General features: G+C 69.4%; 16 protein-coding genes and 1 riboswitch. Of the genes, 7 read left to right on the forward strand and 9 right to left on the reverse strand.

Features of this window, described 5'->3' with window-relative positions; all coding sequences use genetic code 11:
* Positions 1–34 precede the first annotated feature (34 nt).
* Both R2S09_RS01910 and R2S09_RS01915 read right to left on the reverse strand, forming a co-directional pair.
* Positions 35–487: a GNAT family N-acetyltransferase gene (locus R2S09_RS01910; protein ID WP_316739393.1), complete on the reverse strand. Its 453-nt coding sequence runs from the start codon at positions 485–487 to the stop codon at positions 35–37.
* Between the two features lie 9 nt (positions 488–496).
* Entirely contained in the window at positions 497–961 is a 465-nt protein-coding gene (locus R2S09_RS01915) for a MarR family winged helix-turn-helix transcriptional regulator (protein ID WP_306184529.1), read from the reverse strand.
* 140 nt (positions 962–1,101) lie between these two features.
* On the opposite strand from R2S09_RS01915, the gene R2S09_RS01920 reads away from it, so the two are divergent.
* Both R2S09_RS01920 and R2S09_RS01925 read left to right on the forward strand, forming a co-directional pair.
* On the forward strand, positions 1,102–2,310 hold the full coding sequence (locus R2S09_RS01920; protein WP_306184527.1) for an MFS transporter: 1,209 nt from the start codon (positions 1,102–1,104) through the stop codon (positions 2,308–2,310).
* 96 nt (positions 2,311–2,406) lie between these two features.
* The gene (locus tag R2S09_RS01925; protein WP_306184525.1) at positions 2,407–2,826 is read left to right on the forward strand and encodes a heme-binding protein; all 420 of its coding nucleotides are present in this window, start codon (positions 2,407–2,409) and stop codon (positions 2,824–2,826) included.
* A 3-nt stretch (positions 2,827–2,829) separates the two neighbouring features.
* Here R2S09_RS01925 and R2S09_RS01930 read toward each other — a convergent pair whose 3' ends face one another.
* The 5 genes from R2S09_RS01930 to R2S09_RS01955 all read right to left on the reverse strand — a co-directional run bounded on the left by R2S09_RS01930 (position 2,830) and on the right by R2S09_RS01955 (position 7,266).
* A complete protein-coding gene (locus tag R2S09_RS01930) occupies positions 2,830–3,696 on the reverse strand; it encodes a GNAT family N-acetyltransferase (protein WP_306184523.1) in 867 nt (288 codons plus the stop codon).
* 138 nt (positions 3,697–3,834) lie between these two features.
* Positions 3,835–4,317 (reverse strand): NUDIX domain-containing protein, encoded by a 483-nt coding sequence (locus R2S09_RS01935; RefSeq protein ID WP_306184521.1) that lies wholly within the window; start codon positions 4,315–4,317, stop codon positions 3,835–3,837.
* Positions 4,318–4,404: 87 nt separating this feature from the next.
* Positions 4,405–5,310: a LysR family transcriptional regulator gene (locus R2S09_RS01940; protein WP_316739400.1), complete on the reverse strand. Its 906-nt coding sequence runs from the start codon at positions 5,308–5,310 to the stop codon at positions 4,405–4,407.
* 218 nt (positions 5,311–5,528) lie between these two features.
* Positions 5,529–6,719 carry a cystathionine gamma-lyase gene (locus R2S09_RS01945; RefSeq protein WP_316739401.1) on the reverse strand — a complete coding sequence of 397 codons (1,191 nt, stop codon included), beginning with the start codon at positions 6,717–6,719 and terminating at the stop codon, positions 5,529–5,531.
* 169 nt (positions 6,720–6,888) lie between these two features.
* Positions 6,889–7,266 carry a phage holin family protein gene (locus R2S09_RS01955; protein WP_306184516.1) on the reverse strand — a complete coding sequence of 126 codons (378 nt, stop codon included), beginning with the start codon at positions 7,264–7,266 and terminating at the stop codon, positions 6,889–6,891.
* 48 nt (positions 7,267–7,314) lie between these two features.
* Between R2S09_RS01955 and R2S09_RS01960 the strand changes: the two genes are divergently transcribed.
* From R2S09_RS01960 to R2S09_RS01975, 4 genes are all read left to right on the forward strand, one after another.
* A complete protein-coding gene (locus tag R2S09_RS01960; protein WP_316739404.1) occupies positions 7,315–7,632 on the forward strand; it encodes a cupin domain-containing protein in 318 nt (105 codons plus the stop codon).
* Between the two features lie 179 nt (positions 7,633–7,811).
* The gene (locus R2S09_RS01965) at positions 7,812–8,024 is read left to right on the forward strand and encodes a DUF5326 family protein (protein WP_086729530.1); all 213 of its coding nucleotides are present in this window, start codon (positions 7,812–7,814) and stop codon (positions 8,022–8,024) included.
* Positions 8,025–8,222: 198 nt separating this feature from the next.
* A complete protein-coding gene (locus tag R2S09_RS01970) occupies positions 8,223–9,122 on the forward strand; it encodes an IclR family transcriptional regulator (protein ID WP_399143909.1) in 900 nt (299 codons plus the stop codon).
* 98 nt (positions 9,123–9,220) lie between these two features.
* Complete coding sequence (locus R2S09_RS01975) at positions 9,221–9,658, forward strand: SsgA family sporulation/cell division regulator (protein ID WP_030168615.1); 438 nt, start codon at positions 9,221–9,223, stop codon at positions 9,656–9,658.
* Between the two features lie 90 nt (positions 9,659–9,748).
* On the opposite strand, the gene R2S09_RS01980 is transcribed toward R2S09_RS01975, so the two are convergent.
* A complete protein-coding gene (locus R2S09_RS01980; protein ID WP_316739409.1) occupies positions 9,749–11,113 on the reverse strand; it encodes a YibE/F family protein in 1,365 nt (454 codons plus the stop codon).
* Positions 11,114–11,184: 71 nt separating this feature from the next.
* A riboswitch (TPP riboswitch) is annotated at positions 11,185–11,362 on the forward strand.
* Between R2S09_RS01980 and thiC the strand changes: the two genes are divergently transcribed.
* Entirely contained in the window at positions 11,355–13,139 is a 1,785-nt protein-coding gene (thiC, locus tag R2S09_RS01985; RefSeq protein WP_316739410.1) for a phosphomethylpyrimidine synthase ThiC, read from the forward strand. (Overlaps the previous riboswitch by 8 nt.)
* Before the next feature lie 120 nt (positions 13,140–13,259).
* Here thiC and R2S09_RS01990 read toward each other — a convergent pair whose 3' ends face one another.
* A complete protein-coding gene (locus R2S09_RS01990; RefSeq protein ID WP_316739412.1) occupies positions 13,260–14,120 on the reverse strand; it encodes a hypothetical protein in 861 nt (286 codons plus the stop codon).
* Between the last annotated feature and the right edge of the window lie 129 nt (positions 14,121–14,249).

Here is a 14,249-nt window from a genome sequence, read left to right on the forward strand (position 1 = left end):
GGCCCCTTCAGCGCCTTTGTGACGGGAGCTGTCGTCATAGCGGAAGCTTGAAGCCGATGTGTGAGGCCACGAAGCCGAGCCGCTCGTAGAAGCGGTGCGCGTCGGTACGTGTCCTGTCGGACGTCAGCTGCACCAATTGACAGCCCTGGCGCCGGGACTCCGCGATCGCCCACTCGATCAGCTGGGTGCCCAGCCCGCTTCCCCGCTCGTCGGCATGGATGCGCACGGCCTCGATGATCGAGCGTGTCGCCCCCCGCCGCGACAGGCCGGGGATGACCGTCAGCTGGAGTGTGCCGACGACGCTGCCCTCGCGGACGGCGACGACCAGGTGCTGGTTCGGGTCCGCGCTGAGCCGTTCCAGTGCGGCCAGGTACGGGGCGAGGTCGTCGGGGGACTCCCGCTGGGCACCCAGCGGGTCGTCCGCGAGCATGGCGACGATGGCCGGGACGTCGCCGGTGACGGCCTCCCGTATCTCGAGATCTCCCATGACCGCACCCTATGCGGCAGCTGGGGCCTTCAGGGACTCGACAACCCGGACCAGCGGTGCCAGCTCCGGGTTCTGCGCGGCCTCGTCGAGCGCCTCGCGCAGGGCGGCGTCGTTGGTCGGCCGGGCCTCCCCCAGGAGCTTGAGCCCGGCCTTGGTGACGTTGGTGTAGATGCCGCGGCGGTCGGTGGGGCACAGGTACCGCTCGAGCAGCCCACGGTCCTCGAGCCGGGTGACGAGCCGGGTGGTGGCGCTCTGGCTGAGGACGACCGCGTCGGCCACCTGCTTCATCTGCAGATGGCCGCCCTCGCCGTCGTGCTGGCGGCTGAGCACGTCGAGCAGGGAGTACTCGCGCACGCTCAGGCCGTGCCCCGACTGCAGAGCGCGCTCGATGTGCGCCTCGATCCTCCCGTGGAGCAGCGAGAGAGCGCACCAGCCCTGGGCGAGAGCGGTGAGCGCTGGGTCCGTCGCTGTCATGGGCGTCTCCTCCATCCCGAGCGGTTGACTCCCAGGATAGAGCAGCATCGCAATAGCCCTCGTTTGCCATTAGCCCGCGTATGCAATTATTGTTGAAGCATGCAAAGCGCACCTGCAATCGTCTGGGAAGGTGTCCCCTCATGCCTCTCGCGCTTCTGGCCCTCGCGATCGGGGCCTTCGGGATCGGAACGACCGAGTTCGTGATCATGGGCCTGCTACCCGAGATCGCGGGCGACTTCGCCGTCTCGATCCCGACCGCCGGTCTGCTCGTGACCGGCTATGCGCTGGGCGTCATGTTCGGCGCCCCGTTGATGACCGTGCTCGGCACCAAGATCCCTCGCAAGCGGATGCTGATGCTTCTGATGGGACTGTTCATCGCCGGGAATCTGCTCTCCGCGCTGGCTCCCGCCTTCTCGGTCATGCTGATCGGCCGGGTGGTCGCCTCACTGGCACACGGCGCCTTCTTCGGCATCGGTTCCGTCGTCGCGGCGGACCTGGTCGCGCCGGACAAGCGGGCCGGTGCCATCGCGATGATGTTCACCGGTCTGACCGTCGCCAATGTCGTGGGTGTTCCGCTCGGCACCCTGATCGGACAGGCCGCCGGATGGCGCATCACCTTCGGCATCGTCGCCGGACTCGGTGTCGTCGGCCTGGCCGGCATCGCCAGGCTCGTCCCCGAGGTGCCCAGGAGCGAGACAGTGCGGCTGCGCCACGAACTGGCCGCCTTCAAGAACACGCAGGTGCTGCTGGCCATGGCGATGACCGTCCTCGGCTTCGGCGGTGTCTTCGCGGCCATCACCTACATCGCGCCGATGATGACCCATGTCGCCGGCTTCTCCGACGGCTCCGTCACCTGGCTGCTGGTCCTCTTCGGTCTCGGCATGGTCGGCGGGAACCTCGTCGGCGGCAGGTTCGCCGACCGGGCTCTGATGCCCCTTCTGTACGTATCCCTCGGCGCCCTGGCCGTGGTTCTGGCCCTCTTCACGCTCACGGCCCACCACAAGATCGCGGCTGCCGTGACCATCGTCCTGATCGGTGCCCTGGGCTTCGCGACCGTACCGCCGCTGCAGAAGCGCGTCCTGGACCAGGCGCACGGTGCACCGACGCTGGCCTCGGCCGTCAACATCGGCGCCTTCAACCTGGGCAACGCGCTGTCCGCGTGGCTCGGCGGGCTGGTGATCGCGGCCGGCTTCGGCTACACCGCCCCCAACTGGGTCGGCGCGGCTCTCGCGGCAGGCGCTCTGGTCCTCGCCGTCCTCTCGGCGGCCCTGGAACGCCGGGGCAGTACGCCGAGCACCGTCGTCCTCGGTTCCACCCCCGTCGATCAGCCGACCGCCGTCCGTCAGTGATCCCTGGCCGGGCGTCGCGGGGCCAGGGCCGTCCCCGCACCGTCCGGCTCATCCTCGCCTCACCTTCATGAGCACCACCGACAAGGAGAATCTCCGATGAGCACCACCACCGTCGCCCCGCTGACCATCCAGGACGCGGAGACCCTCGTCGCCGCCGCCCGCAGCGCGGCCGAGGCAGCCGGTGTCACCGTCAGCGTCACCGTGCTGGACGCAGGGGGCCACCTGCTCGCCTTCCGGCGCGATGACCGGGCCGTCCTCATCTCCGGAGAGACCAGCACACGCAAGGCCTACACGGCCCTCCAGCTGGACACCCCGACCGCCGACATCGTCGACGCCGTGCAGCCGGGTGGTCTCTTCCACACCCTGCCCACCGCGCTCGACCGGCCGCTGCTGTTCATCGCGGGTGGGGTACCCGTGCGGCGCGACGGCCGCCTGATCGGAGCGATCGGCGTCGGCGGCGGCGCGCCGGAGCAAGACCACGCCTTCGCCGTCACCGCGGTGAAGGCGCTGGCCTGACGCTCACCCCGCCGCCACGGTCAGCGGAGCGAACCGGCGAGTCCAGTCGCCGGGGAGCTCCGCGATGCCGTATGTCATGACCGAGTTGAAGGCGATCGACGCCAGGCCGCGCTGCTTCACCCAGGTCAGCAGTTCCTCGTGACGCACATCGATGTCGGTGCGCAGAGGGCGGTCGGTGTGCGCGGCGAGGGAGGCGATCAGCGCCTTGGCCGTCTCCGTGTCCCGGGCGATCAGCGGGCCCACCACGTGGGTGTCCATGTTCGGCCAGGCGGCCGCGTACCCGGTGATCCCGTCGCCGTCCTCGGCGACCCGCAACTGGTCGGCGAACGCGGGCAGCCGGATGATCAGAGGGGTGCGGTCGGCGCCGAACACCTTCTCGTCCAGAGCGAGGATGCCGGTGAGGTCCTCGGCGGTGGCCGCTCGGGTGGTGACGGCGGACGGCGAACCGTCCGGAGTGAAGCGGCCCCGCACCATCTCGGCCCGGCCAGTGACCTTGAAGCCGAGCTCCTCGTACAGCGGACGGCCGTTCGGCGTGGCGTGCAGGGTCAGCGGGGTGGTGCCCATCGTCGAGACGACGTGACGCATCAAGCGGCGGCCGATGCCCTGACGGGCGTGCCGCTCAGCGACCAGGACCATGCCGATGGCGCCCAGCTCCGGTCGCTCCTGCGGTCCGTACTCCGTGACGACGCAGGCGGCGACGAGCCCTCCGTCGGGGTCGTCGATGCCGTATCCCTTCCCGGAGCTGAGGAGGAAACCCCACTTGTGCTCCTCGCGCGGCCACCCCCGGTTCTCGGACAGGTCGGCGCAGGCGGTGAGATCGCGGAGCGTCAGACGGCGGATGGGCAGAGCGGCAGGGGAAGGAGTCGACACGCAGGTCAGGCTGTCCGACGGGTGTCGTCCCCGTCCACTCCTTTCGAGACGGACGTACGTGCTTTTGGCCATCCCGTGGGGCTCCCTACGGCACGCGGACAGACGCCGGGTGTTTCACGTGAAACGTACGGCGCTCGGTCAGCCCAGGTCCGGCGCGTGCATGGCCCGGACACCCTCGATGTTGCCGTCCAGGTAGTGCCGCAGGGACAGCGGGACGAGGTGGACGGAGGCGATCCCCACCCGGGTGAACGGCACCCGCACGATCTCGTACTCGCCGGCGGGCTCGTCCACCTCGGGACCGTGCCGCAGAGAGGGGTCCATCGACTCCAGACGGCAGACGAAGAAGTGCTGCACTTTGACACCGGTCGCGCCACCGTCCGCGCCGATGTGTTCCACGGTGTCCACGAAGCAGGGCACGACGTCGGTGATCTTTGCGCCGAGCTCCTCGTACACCTCTCGGTGCAGGGCGTCGACGACGGTGGTGTCCCCCGGCTCGACCCCGCCTCCGGGGGTGACCCAGTAAGGATCGACACCGGGCTTGGTGCGCTTGATCAGGATCAGGTCGTCGCCGTCGAGGAGAACGGCTCGAGCGGTGCGCTTGACCACGGGTCGGACGGTCATGGGAGAAATGTGGCCCGGTTGGTTCCACGTGAAACATCGCGAAACGTCAGCAACCGAGTTCGCTGTGTGAGGGGCGTGCGGAGGGTCTCAGCACCACTGCGAGGCCGCCCGTAACAGCCACTCGTGGGCACGGGCGATGTGCGGCATCGCCAGTGTGCCGGTGCGGACCACCAGGAAATACGTACGCAGGGGCGGCACCGCCGGTTCATGGAGGGCCACCACGTCTCCCTGCTCCAGGGCGGAAGCGCACAGATAGCGGGGTAACACCGCCAATCCGGCGCCCGCCACGGCACAGGCCAGAACCGCGCGCAGGTCGGGGGCGATCACAGTGCCGGACACGGTCGGCCGGGAGTCGAAGACAGACGCCCAGTAACGGGAGACGAAGGGCAGCGACTCGTGGACCTCGACCAGAGGGACGTTCTCCAGAGCGGGCACGTCCTTGCCGTGCAGCGTCATGGGGCCGATCTCGTGGGCCCGGCGCGGGGCGGCGACCAGGATGTGCTCCTCGTCGCACAGCGGAGCCGCCGTGAGCAGGGCGCCGCGCGGCCGGGCGGTGCTGATGGCGAGATCGTGGTGCCCGGCGGACAGCCCTTCCAGGACCTCTTCGGCGGTCCCGAAAGAGGCCCGGAGGGCGAAGCCCTGTCCGTCCTCGCCGGTCAGCTCGGTCAGCGCGGGCAGCGCCCGTTCCGCGGTGAACTCGGGCGGCCCGGCCAGATGCAGCGTGCGGAAGGAGGACTCGTCGTCGAGGCCGGACTCGGCTATCTCCACCAGGGCGTCCAGATGGGGCGCGGCCTTGTGGGCGAGTTCGTCCCCGATGGATGTCGGCGTCACCCCGCGGGCCTGGCGCAGAAACAGGGGGCGGCCCAGCTGCCGCTCCAGCGTGCGGATCTGGGAGGTGACCGCCGGCTGGGAGAGGCCGAGCAGCGCTGCCGCACGGGTGAAGGATCCCGCCCGGTGCACGGTCACGAACGTACGCAGCAACGCCAGGTCCACGCCTCGCCCTCCCCTTGCGGCGCCTACCCCTCCCGACCCCCCCGGCCGCGCACAACTATAAATATGTCGATAGGTCTCTGTCGCTACCGTGATTGGACACTGACGCAGAGTCAACTAGCCTTGTTCGCGCGGTTCTTCGCGCGCGGAACCGAGGGCGGTCCGAGCCACGAGGGGGGAGGCTCGGACCGCCTGTCATGGCGAGGCCGAGGGAGAGGCGGTCACTGCGCCGTTTCGTCCAGCGCGCGCAGTACATCCGCCACCAGGTCAGCGGGGTCCTCGGCGCCGACGGACATCCGGATGAAGCCCTCCGGGACCGCGTCCCCGCCCCAGCGCCCGCGCCGCTCCGCCGTGGAGCGCACCCCGCCGAAGCTCGTCGCGTCGTCCACGACCCGCAGGGCCTCGAGGAATCGGTCGGCCCGGGCACGCGAGGGCAGGGTGAAGGACACCACGCACCCATAGCGCCGCATCTGCTGTGAGGCGATCTTGTGCGAGGGATCGTCGGGCAGCCCCGGATAGCGCAGGCCGGTCACCTCGGGGCGCCCGCGCAGTGCCTCGGCGAGGGCCAGGGCGGTGGCGTTCTGCCGGTCGACGCGCAGCTGGAGGGTGGCGATCGAACGATGTGCGAGCCAGGCCTCCATCGGTCCCGGAATCGCACCGACGATCTTGCGCCAGCGGCGTACGGCCGCCATGGCCTCGGCGTCGCGGCCGGCGACGTAGCCCAGCAGGATGTCGCCGTGCCCGGTGAGCTGCTTGGTGCCGCTGGCCACCGAGAAGTCCGCGCCGAGCTCCAGTGGCCGCTGCCCCAGGGGTGTCGCCAGGGTGTTGTCGACGGCGACCAGTGCCCCGCGCGTATGTGCCGCCTCGACCAGCCGGCGGATGTCGCACACGTCGAGACCCGGGTTCGAAGGGGACTCGATCCACAGCAGCCGGGCTCCGTCCAGCACCTCCAACTGGGCGTCCTGCCCGGTCGGGGCGGTCCGCACCTCGATGCCGTACGACTGGAGCTGGTCGCGCACCAGAGGCAGTGCCTGGTAGCCGTCGCTGGGCAGCACCACCGCGTCGCCCGCGCGCAGCTGGGAGAAGAGCACCGAGGAGATGGCCGCCATGCCGGAGGCGAACACCAGCGTCTCGACGCTCTCGTGCCCGGGGGCCTCGAGCTCGCCGATGGCCCGCTCCAGCAGCGTCCAGGTCGGGTTCTCGTCACGGCCGTAGGTGTACGGGCCCGTCGGGTCGCCCGGCAGATGGAAGTGGGCGGCGAACACCGGTCCGGGCAGCGTCGGTTCGTGTTTGACCGGCTCGGGGAGTCCGGCCCGCACCGCGCGCGTGCCGTCGCCGGCGCCGGCGGGAAGACCGGTCTCCTTCCGTGTTCCTTCCCTACCGTAGGCGCCGTCCGCAGCGGAATCGCTCATACCGCCCGTCCCTTCACACGCTCTCGTACCGCGGCCGGCAGCCCCGGGCTCGCTGCCTCCACCATCTCAGGACACGCTCGGGCAGCGTCCGGACCCCCGTGGTGCGCCTGCGGCGCGGGTCGGCCGGTGAGCCCGAGCGCGGCGCGGTCGCGGGGGCCGGCCTCCTTGGTCAGTCATCGTCCGGCAGAACCATGTGCAGTGCCCAGGAGACGACCGAGACGATCAGGCCGCCGACGACGGCCGTCCAGAAGCCCTCGACATGGAAACTGAGCTCGAGCTTGCCGCACACCCACGACGTCAGCAGCAGCATCAGCGCGTTGACGACCAGGGTGATCAGGCCGAGCGTCAGGATGAACAGCGGAAAGGTCAGCACCTTCACGATGGGCTTGACCAGGAAGTTCACCAGGCCGAAGACCAGGGCTACGACGATCAGCGTGCCGGCCTTCTTCGCGGTGCTGTCACCGGTGAGCGTGATCTTGTCGAGCAGCCAGACGGCGACCGCCAGTGCGCCCGCGTTGGCGATCGTCTTGACTACGAAATTCTTCATGTGTCTGATCGTGGCAGAAGAGATCGATCACGGATACGGGCGAGGACGATGAAGGTATTCCGGCTGGACGAACTGGAGGCCGAGCGGGCCGCCAACGAGGGCGCCTATCTCCAGTTCCTGCGGGAACGGAACATGTCGGTCGGTCTGTACGCGCTGAACGCGGGCGAGCACGACCCGCAGAAGCCGCACCACCAGGACGAGGTGTACTTCGTCGTCAGCGGCCGCGCCTCGATCACGGTCGGCCTGGAGACGACCGAGGTGGCCCGCGGCAGTGTGGTGTACGTACCGGCCGGGGTCGCCCACAAGTTCCATCACATCAGCGAGGATCTCAGGGTCCTGGTGGTCTTCTCTCCGCCGGAAGCCTGAGGCGCCCTCTCAGGGTTCCCTAGGGGAACGGTCAGGGGAGGACAAGGGTGCGAAGCCCCCGCCGGAGCCGCTGACGGCCATAGCATCGGGTGCAGGACATCGACAGTGCCCGGCACCATGGGGTGCGGGGCACCGACGGACACCGGCACTGGGCCGGCGGAGAGGTAAGGACGAGGGCAATGCGAGAGATCTTCGCGGGTCTGCCGTGGTGGGTGAAGTGGATCGCGGTGCCGGTCATCGCCCTGGTCGTCTTCGGCGGCCTGATAGCGAGCGTGGTGGGCTTCGTGATCGGTCTGCTGTTCAAGCTGCTGGTCTTCGTGGCCCTGGTCGGCGGCCTGATCTACATCGTGCGGAAGTTCATGGCGGGGTCCTCCTCGCGCGGCGACTGGTGAGTACGCAGGGGCACCGGTGATCGGTAACAGGAATCGCCGGTTCCCTCGCGGGAGGGAAGTTTCCCGGACAGGCCGTCCACAAGCGGTGGTGGGCGGATAGGGTCCGGGCATCGACGTGGGGGCAGGACCCCCGCGGGCAGCGTTTCCCCACCCGTGTTTCCCCGCACGGGCTGCCCCCTCGTGCTACGGGAGTGACCCTTGGCCACGGTTGACACCGCACCCGCAGGACCGCACGCGCGTCCCGGCCCCCTGACGCCGTCCCGTTCCACGGGACTCCCCGCACAGCCGCGCTCCGCGCCACCGGTGGAGCAGTCCTACGCGAGGGCGCTGGAGCAGCAGGCCGCTCAGCCGCAGCAGACCCTCATCGGCTCGGTGCAGCGCGCGATGCGCCTGCTGGAAACCGTCGCGCGCCACGAGTACGGCGCCCCGGCGAAACAGCTGGCCCGTGAGACCGGCCTCGCTCTTCCCACCGCCTACCACCTGTTGCGCACCCTGGTCCATGAGGGCTACCTGTACCGCGACCGGGGGCTGTTCTTCCTGGGCGAGGCGGCCGAGCGACTCGGCAGCAGCGGAGCCGCGCAGAAACGTCGCAGCACGATCGTCGAGACGCTCGCACAATGGCGTGATCTGATCGGTGCTCCCATGTACTACGCGACGTACCGGGACGGCGAGATCGAGGTCATGAGCGTCTCCGACACCCCGGCCAACCCGGCGGTGGAGGAGTGGGCCGGCTTCCGGGAGACCGGGCATGCGCACGCCGTCGGCCAGTGCCTGCTGTCCCAGCTGGACGACGGTGCCCGCCGCGACCACCTCGACCGCTATCCCGTGCGGTCCGTCACTCCGTACACGGTCCGTGACAATCACAGCTTCCTGCGGCGTCTGGAACGGATGCGCCGGATGCAGCCGGTGACGGAGCGGCAGGAGTACGCCCTGGGGACGGTCTGCGCGGCCGTCCCCATCACGGTGGGCGCGACGGCTTTGACGATCGCCCTGTCGCTTCCCGCCCACCAGGACGACCGGCTGATGACCGCGGCGCTGCAACTGCAGCACGAGGTGGAACGGTGTGCCGGCGCCCTCGCACTCGCTATCAGTATCTGAAAACTTACTCCTTGTGATCTGTTGTGTACGTTCAGCAAGATGCCACCAGTGTCACGGGGATGATTCCCGGCCAGTCGACGGCAGATGACGGGGTAGCGATGCGCGAGTCCGTACAGGCAGAGGTCATGATGAGCTTTCTCGTGTCCGAGGAGCTCTCCTTCCGCATCCCGGTGGAGCTGCGGTATGAGACCTGTGATCCCTACGCCGTGCGGCTGACGTTCCACTTGCCCGGAGATGCCCCCGTGACCTGGGCCTTCGGGCGGGAGCTGCTGATCGACGGGGTGGGCACACCGTGCGGGGACGGCGATGTCCGAATCTCGCCCGCGGACGCGGACTCGCTGAGCGAGGTCCTGATCCGCCTTCAGGTCGGCAGCGACCGGGCGCTGTTCCGTTCCTCCACGGCACCCCTCGTGGCGTTCCTGGACCGCACGGACAAGTTGGTGCCGCTGGGCCAGGAGGGCGCTCTGGCCGACTTCGACGCGCACCTCGACGAGGCGCTGGGGCGCATTCTGGCCGAGGAACAGAGCGCGGGCTGAAGCGTTTCGGCAACGGGCCGTGTGCGGTGGCGTAACGCTTCACCGCGTACGCCGGTCACATGAAGCGGCGGGAGATCCGGTGCCCCGGGATCACCGCTTGCGGCGTCGTCCTCTGCCGCCGCGCGCGGGAGCCGGCACACCGGGCATCGCGCGCGCCGGCGTCGGCCCGGTACTCGTACGGTCGGCCGAGACCACGAGTGCCGCCAGGGCCGTGGTGACCGGCACGGAGGCGACCAGGCCGATCGAGCCCACCAGCGTGCGGACGATCTCCTCCGCGACCAGCTCACTGTTGGCGACGGTCCCCACGCTGCTCTGCGCGATGGAGAAGAGCAGCAGCAGCGGAAGCGCCGCGCCCGCGTAGGCGAGGACAAGGGTGTTGACGACGGACGCGATGTGGTCCCGGCCGATGCGGATGCCCGCGCGGTACAACCCGCGCCAGCCCATGGCCGGATTGGCCTCGTGCAGCTCCCAGACCGCCGAGGTCTGCGTCACGGTCACGTCGTCGAGGACGCCGAGCGAGCCGATGATGACCCCGGCGAGCAGCAGACCGCTCATGTCGATCGACGGGTACAGGCCATGGATCAGACCGGTGTTGTCGTCGGTGTTGCCGGTGAGCGCGGCCCAGCCGATGAACAGTGAGCCGAGGATGCCGATCAGCACCAGCGAGATCAGCGTGCCGAGCACCGCCACCGATGTGCGGGCGGACAGGCCGTGACACATGTACAGGGCGATCAGCATGATGGCGCTCGCCCCCACCACGGCCACGAGCAGCGGGTTCGAACCCTGCAGGATGGCGGGCAGGACGAACAGGTTCAGCACCAGGAAGCTGACGGCCAGAGCGATCAGCGCCATGACGCCCCGCATCCGCCCCACGACCACGACGGCGAGCGCGAAGACACCGGCCAGCAGCGCCATCGGGAAGCGCCGGTTGACGTCGGTGACCGAGTACTGAAGTTCCTTCGGCGCGGAGGGTTCGTAGGCGACCACGACCTTCTCGCCTTGGTGCAGCTGCCGTGACTGGTCCGGCTGCACGATCTCGGTGAAGGTGCGCCCCTTGTCGTTGCCGGTGTCGACACGGACCGTGGCCTTCTTGCAGGTACCGGTCGCCTGGGCTTGCGCGGAGGATCCCTCGGCCGTCGAGGTGTCGCCGGTCGGCGTGTCCCCGGAGGCGTTCACCGACTTGCAGCTCACCGCCACCACTTCGGTGACCGTGGCCTGCCGTGTCTGCCGGTCGAAGCCCACACCGGTGCGCTGGTGCGACGGCGCGCCGCCGGGCCAGAGCACCACGAGCCCGACCACGACCGCGGCGGCGAACGGGATCAGGATGGCCGCGATGACCTTGCGGAGGTGCTGGGAAACGGGGGCGGCCGGTCCATGGCTGTGGCTGTGCGCGTGCCCGTGCCCGCCGCCGCTCCCGGGAGGGGGCCCATGGGGGGACTGCTGTGTCGTGGTCACCACCAGATCATCGCAAGAACGGCAGAGGCCCACTGTTCACCGCGCCACAAATGACGCTAGCGTGTAGACACCTTTGCACACGCGGGAGCTCGGAGCACCGGGCTGAGAGGGCGCTGACCTTCGTCTTTGCGATGTTTCACGTGGAACGAGTGATGTTTCACATGAAACGTCGGCAGACGAGAACCGCTGCGTCGACCGCCGAACCTGTTACCGGGTAATGCCGGCGTAGGGAGTAGGTCTCATGACCAACAAGGACGTACGCACGCCTGCCTCCGCTCAGGACGAGAAGTCCCAGGAGGCCGGGAAGTCCATCGGCTGGCACAAGGCGTATGTCGAGGGTTCACGCCCCGACCTGCGGGTGCCGGTCCGTCAGGTGCACCTCACCAACGGGCAGTCGGTCACGCTGTACGACACCTCGGGCCCATACACCGATCCGCTCGTCGACACCGATGTCCGCAGGGGCCTGTCACCGCTGAGGGGGAACTGGGTCATCACCCGCGGCGACACCGAGGAGTACGCGGGCCGTCCCGTACGCCCCGAGGACGACGGGATCAAGCACACCTCGCCGCGTGGAGGCCTGCGCAACCTCGACGCGGTGTTCCCGGGCCGGCCGCGCCAGCCGCGGCGGGGGCGTGCCGGCCAGGCGGTGACGCAGCTCGCGTACGCGCGCCGCGGGGAGATCACGCCGGAGATGGAGTTCGTGGCACTCCGGGAGAACGTTTCTCCCGAGGTCGTCCGCGAGGAGATCGCGGCGGGCCGCGCGGTGCTGCCGGCCAACGTCAACCACCCGGAGATCGAGCCGATGATCATCGGCAAGCGGTTCCTGGTGAAGGTCAACGCCAACATCGGCAACTCCGCGGTCACCTCATCCATCGAGGAGGAGGTCGAGAAGATGACCTGGGCGACCCGCTGGGGCGCCGACACGGTCATGGACCTCTCCACCGGCCGCAACATCCACACCACCCGTGAGTGGGTGCTGCGCAACTCCCCCGTCCCCATCGGCACAGTGCCGCTCTACCAGGCCCTGGAGAAGGTCGACGGCAAGGCCGAGGAGCTGACCTGGGAGATCTACAAGGACACGGTCATCGAGCAGGCCGAGCAGGGCGTGGACTACATGACGGTCCACGCCGGCGTGCGCCTGGCGTATGTGCCGCTGACCGCGAACCGCAAGACCGGCATCGTCTCGCGCGGCGGCTCGATCATGGCGGCCTGGTGTCTCGCGCACCACAAGGAGTCGTTCCTCTACGAGAACTTCGAGGAGCTCTGCGAGATCCTCGCCGCCTACGACGTCACGTACTCCCTGGGCGACGGCCTCAGGCCGGGCTCCATCGCGGACGCCAACGACGAGGCGCAGTTCGCGGAGTTGCGCACGCTCGGGGAACTCAACCGCATCGCCAGGCGTTTCAACGTACAGACCATGATCGAGGGCCCGGGACACGTCCCGATGCACAAGATCAAGGAGAACATCGACCTTCAGCAGGAGATCTGCGATGAAGCTCCGTTCTATACGCTCGGCCCGCTGACGACGGACGTCGCTCCGGCGTACGACCACATCACCTCCGGCATCGGTGCGGCGATGATCGCCTGGTGGGGCACGGCCATGCTCTGCTACGTCACGCCCAAGGAGCACTTGGGCCTGCCCAACCGTGACGACGTCAAGACCGGCGTCATCACCTACAAGATCGCCGCCCACGCCGCCGACCTCGCCAAGGGGCACCCCGGTGCGCAGGAGTGGGACGACGCCCTGTCCGACGCCCGCTTCGAGTTCCGGTGGGAGGACCAGTTCAACCTCGCCCTCGACCCGGACACGGCACGGGAGTTCCACGACGAGACCCTCCCGGCGGAACCCGCCAAGACGGCCCACTTCTGCTCGATGTGCGGCCCGAAGTTCTGTTCGATGAAGATCTCGCAGGACATCCGGCGTGAACACGGCACCAGCCGGAGTGAGATCGAGGAGGGCATGGCTCAGAAGTCGAAGGAGTTCGCGGCCGCGGGCAACCGGGTGTACCTGCCGATCGCCGACTGAGCGCGGCGAAGCGTCACGGTGGTCGTTCTGGTCCGGGGGCACCGCTTGTGCCGCCCGGACCAGCCGGTGCCGTAGCCGACTGCCCCTGCGGGAGCGGGCCGGTGCGGCCCCGGGGGCTGGTCACTCCGGCTGGTGCTCGGGCCCTCCGAAGTCCGGGCTGGTGAAGTCGGGGCTGGAGAAGCTCGGACGGGAGCCCGGGACGCCGTCGTCGGGGCTGCTGAAACCGGGCCGGCCGTAGCCGAGTTGCGGGATGCGGCCGCTCGGTGCCGACGGGTCCGTACGGTGTGCGGCCGAGCCGGAGGCGGCGAGCGCCTCGCGCAGGAACGGCACGATGCCGCGTTCGAGCAGGGCGTCGTGCCAGGCCTGCCTGGCCCGGGCGAGTTCCGCGCCCAGTTCGCCGTACGGTCCCGTCTCGGGCGAGGGGCGGTTGCGCAGGGCAGTGAGCAGCAGCCCTGTGCCGGCGACGACGATCGCGGCCGCGGTCACGGCGCCGAACACCCAGCCCGCCGTGACCATGGTCCGGGCGAAGGCGGGGGCCGGATCCAGCATCTCCAGGATGTAGCCGACGAGCAGGAAGAGGGCCGCCGCGACTCCGGCGAGCACGGGGGCGAGCACCGCGACGACGGCGCCGGCGCCCGCGCCGGTGGGCTCGGCGACCTCGCCCATGGTGGTGGCGAGCCCGGTGGCGGCCGCGCCCAGGTCCGCGGAGCCGGTGTCGCCGGCGGACGACGGGGTGGACGGTGCGGGCCTGCGCAGTTCCTCGCGGACCTTCACGTAGTGGTGGTACTCGGTGGCGGCAGCCGCGGTGATCAGAGCGGTGGCGTTGAGCGCCATGGTGCGCAGCTGTTCGCTGTTGAGCCGCTGGCCGAGCGCGGCCAGTTCCGGGCGGTGTGGGGCGGAGCGCAGCGCCTCATCGAGGATCCGCTCGTATTCCTGGCGGTCCTCGCTCAACAGGTGCTGCGGAACGCTGTTCATGTGCATCCCCCGATGCTCCGTAGGGCTTGGGGCTCGCACGGCGGCGAGCCGTCGGGCAGAAACGGAGGGGAGCCTGCTACGGATAAGCCGATGGTAGAGCCGTGACGGCGCGCGGTGACAGGGGGTTTTCACAAA

Source organism: Streptomyces sp. MK7 (genome assembly GCF_032658145.1).
GTDB classification, from domain to species: Bacteria; Actinomycetota; Actinomycetes; order Streptomycetales; family Streptomycetaceae; genus Streptomyces; species Streptomyces spiralis.

Bases quoted from the DNA above. Each gene is read 5' to 3' on its own strand.
- R2S09_RS01915 (WP_306184529.1), bottom strand. From the start codon at position 961: ATGACAGCGACGGACCCAGCGCTCACCGCTCTCGCCCAGGGCTGGTGC.
- R2S09_RS01960 (WP_316739404.1), top strand. From the start codon at position 7,315: ATGAAGGTATTCCGGCTGGACGAACTGGAGGCCGAGCGGGCCGCCAAC.
- R2S09_RS01910 (WP_316739393.1), bottom strand. From the start codon at position 487: ATGGGAGATCTCGAGATACGGGAGGCCGTCACCGGCGACGTCCCGGCC.
- R2S09_RS01925 (WP_306184525.1), top strand. From the start codon at position 2,407: ATGAGCACCACCACCGTCGCCCCGCTGACCATCCAGGACGCGGAGACC.
- R2S09_RS01990 (WP_316739412.1), bottom strand. From the start codon at position 14,120: ATGCACATGAACAGCGTTCCGCAGCACCTGTTGAGCGAGGACCGCCAG.
- R2S09_RS01945 (WP_316739401.1), bottom strand. From the start codon at position 6,719: ATGAGCGATTCCGCTGCGGACGGCGCCTACGGTAGGGAAGGAACACGG.
- R2S09_RS01935 (WP_306184521.1), bottom strand. From the start codon at position 4,317: ATGACCGTCCGACCCGTGGTCAAGCGCACCGCTCGAGCCGTTCTCCTC.
- thiC (WP_316739410.1), top strand. From the start codon at position 11,355: ATGACCAACAAGGACGTACGCACGCCTGCCTCCGCTCAGGACGAGAAG.
- R2S09_RS01965 (WP_086729530.1), top strand. From the start codon at position 7,812: ATGCGAGAGATCTTCGCGGGTCTGCCGTGGTGGGTGAAGTGGATCGCG.
- R2S09_RS01920 (WP_306184527.1), top strand. From the start codon at position 1,102: ATGCCTCTCGCGCTTCTGGCCCTCGCGATCGGGGCCTTCGGGATCGGA.
- R2S09_RS01975 (WP_030168615.1), top strand. From the start codon at position 9,221: ATGCGCGAGTCCGTACAGGCAGAGGTCATGATGAGCTTTCTCGTGTCC.
- R2S09_RS01955 (WP_306184516.1), bottom strand. From the start codon at position 7,266: ATGAAGAATTTCGTAGTCAAGACGATCGCCAACGCGGGCGCACTGGCG.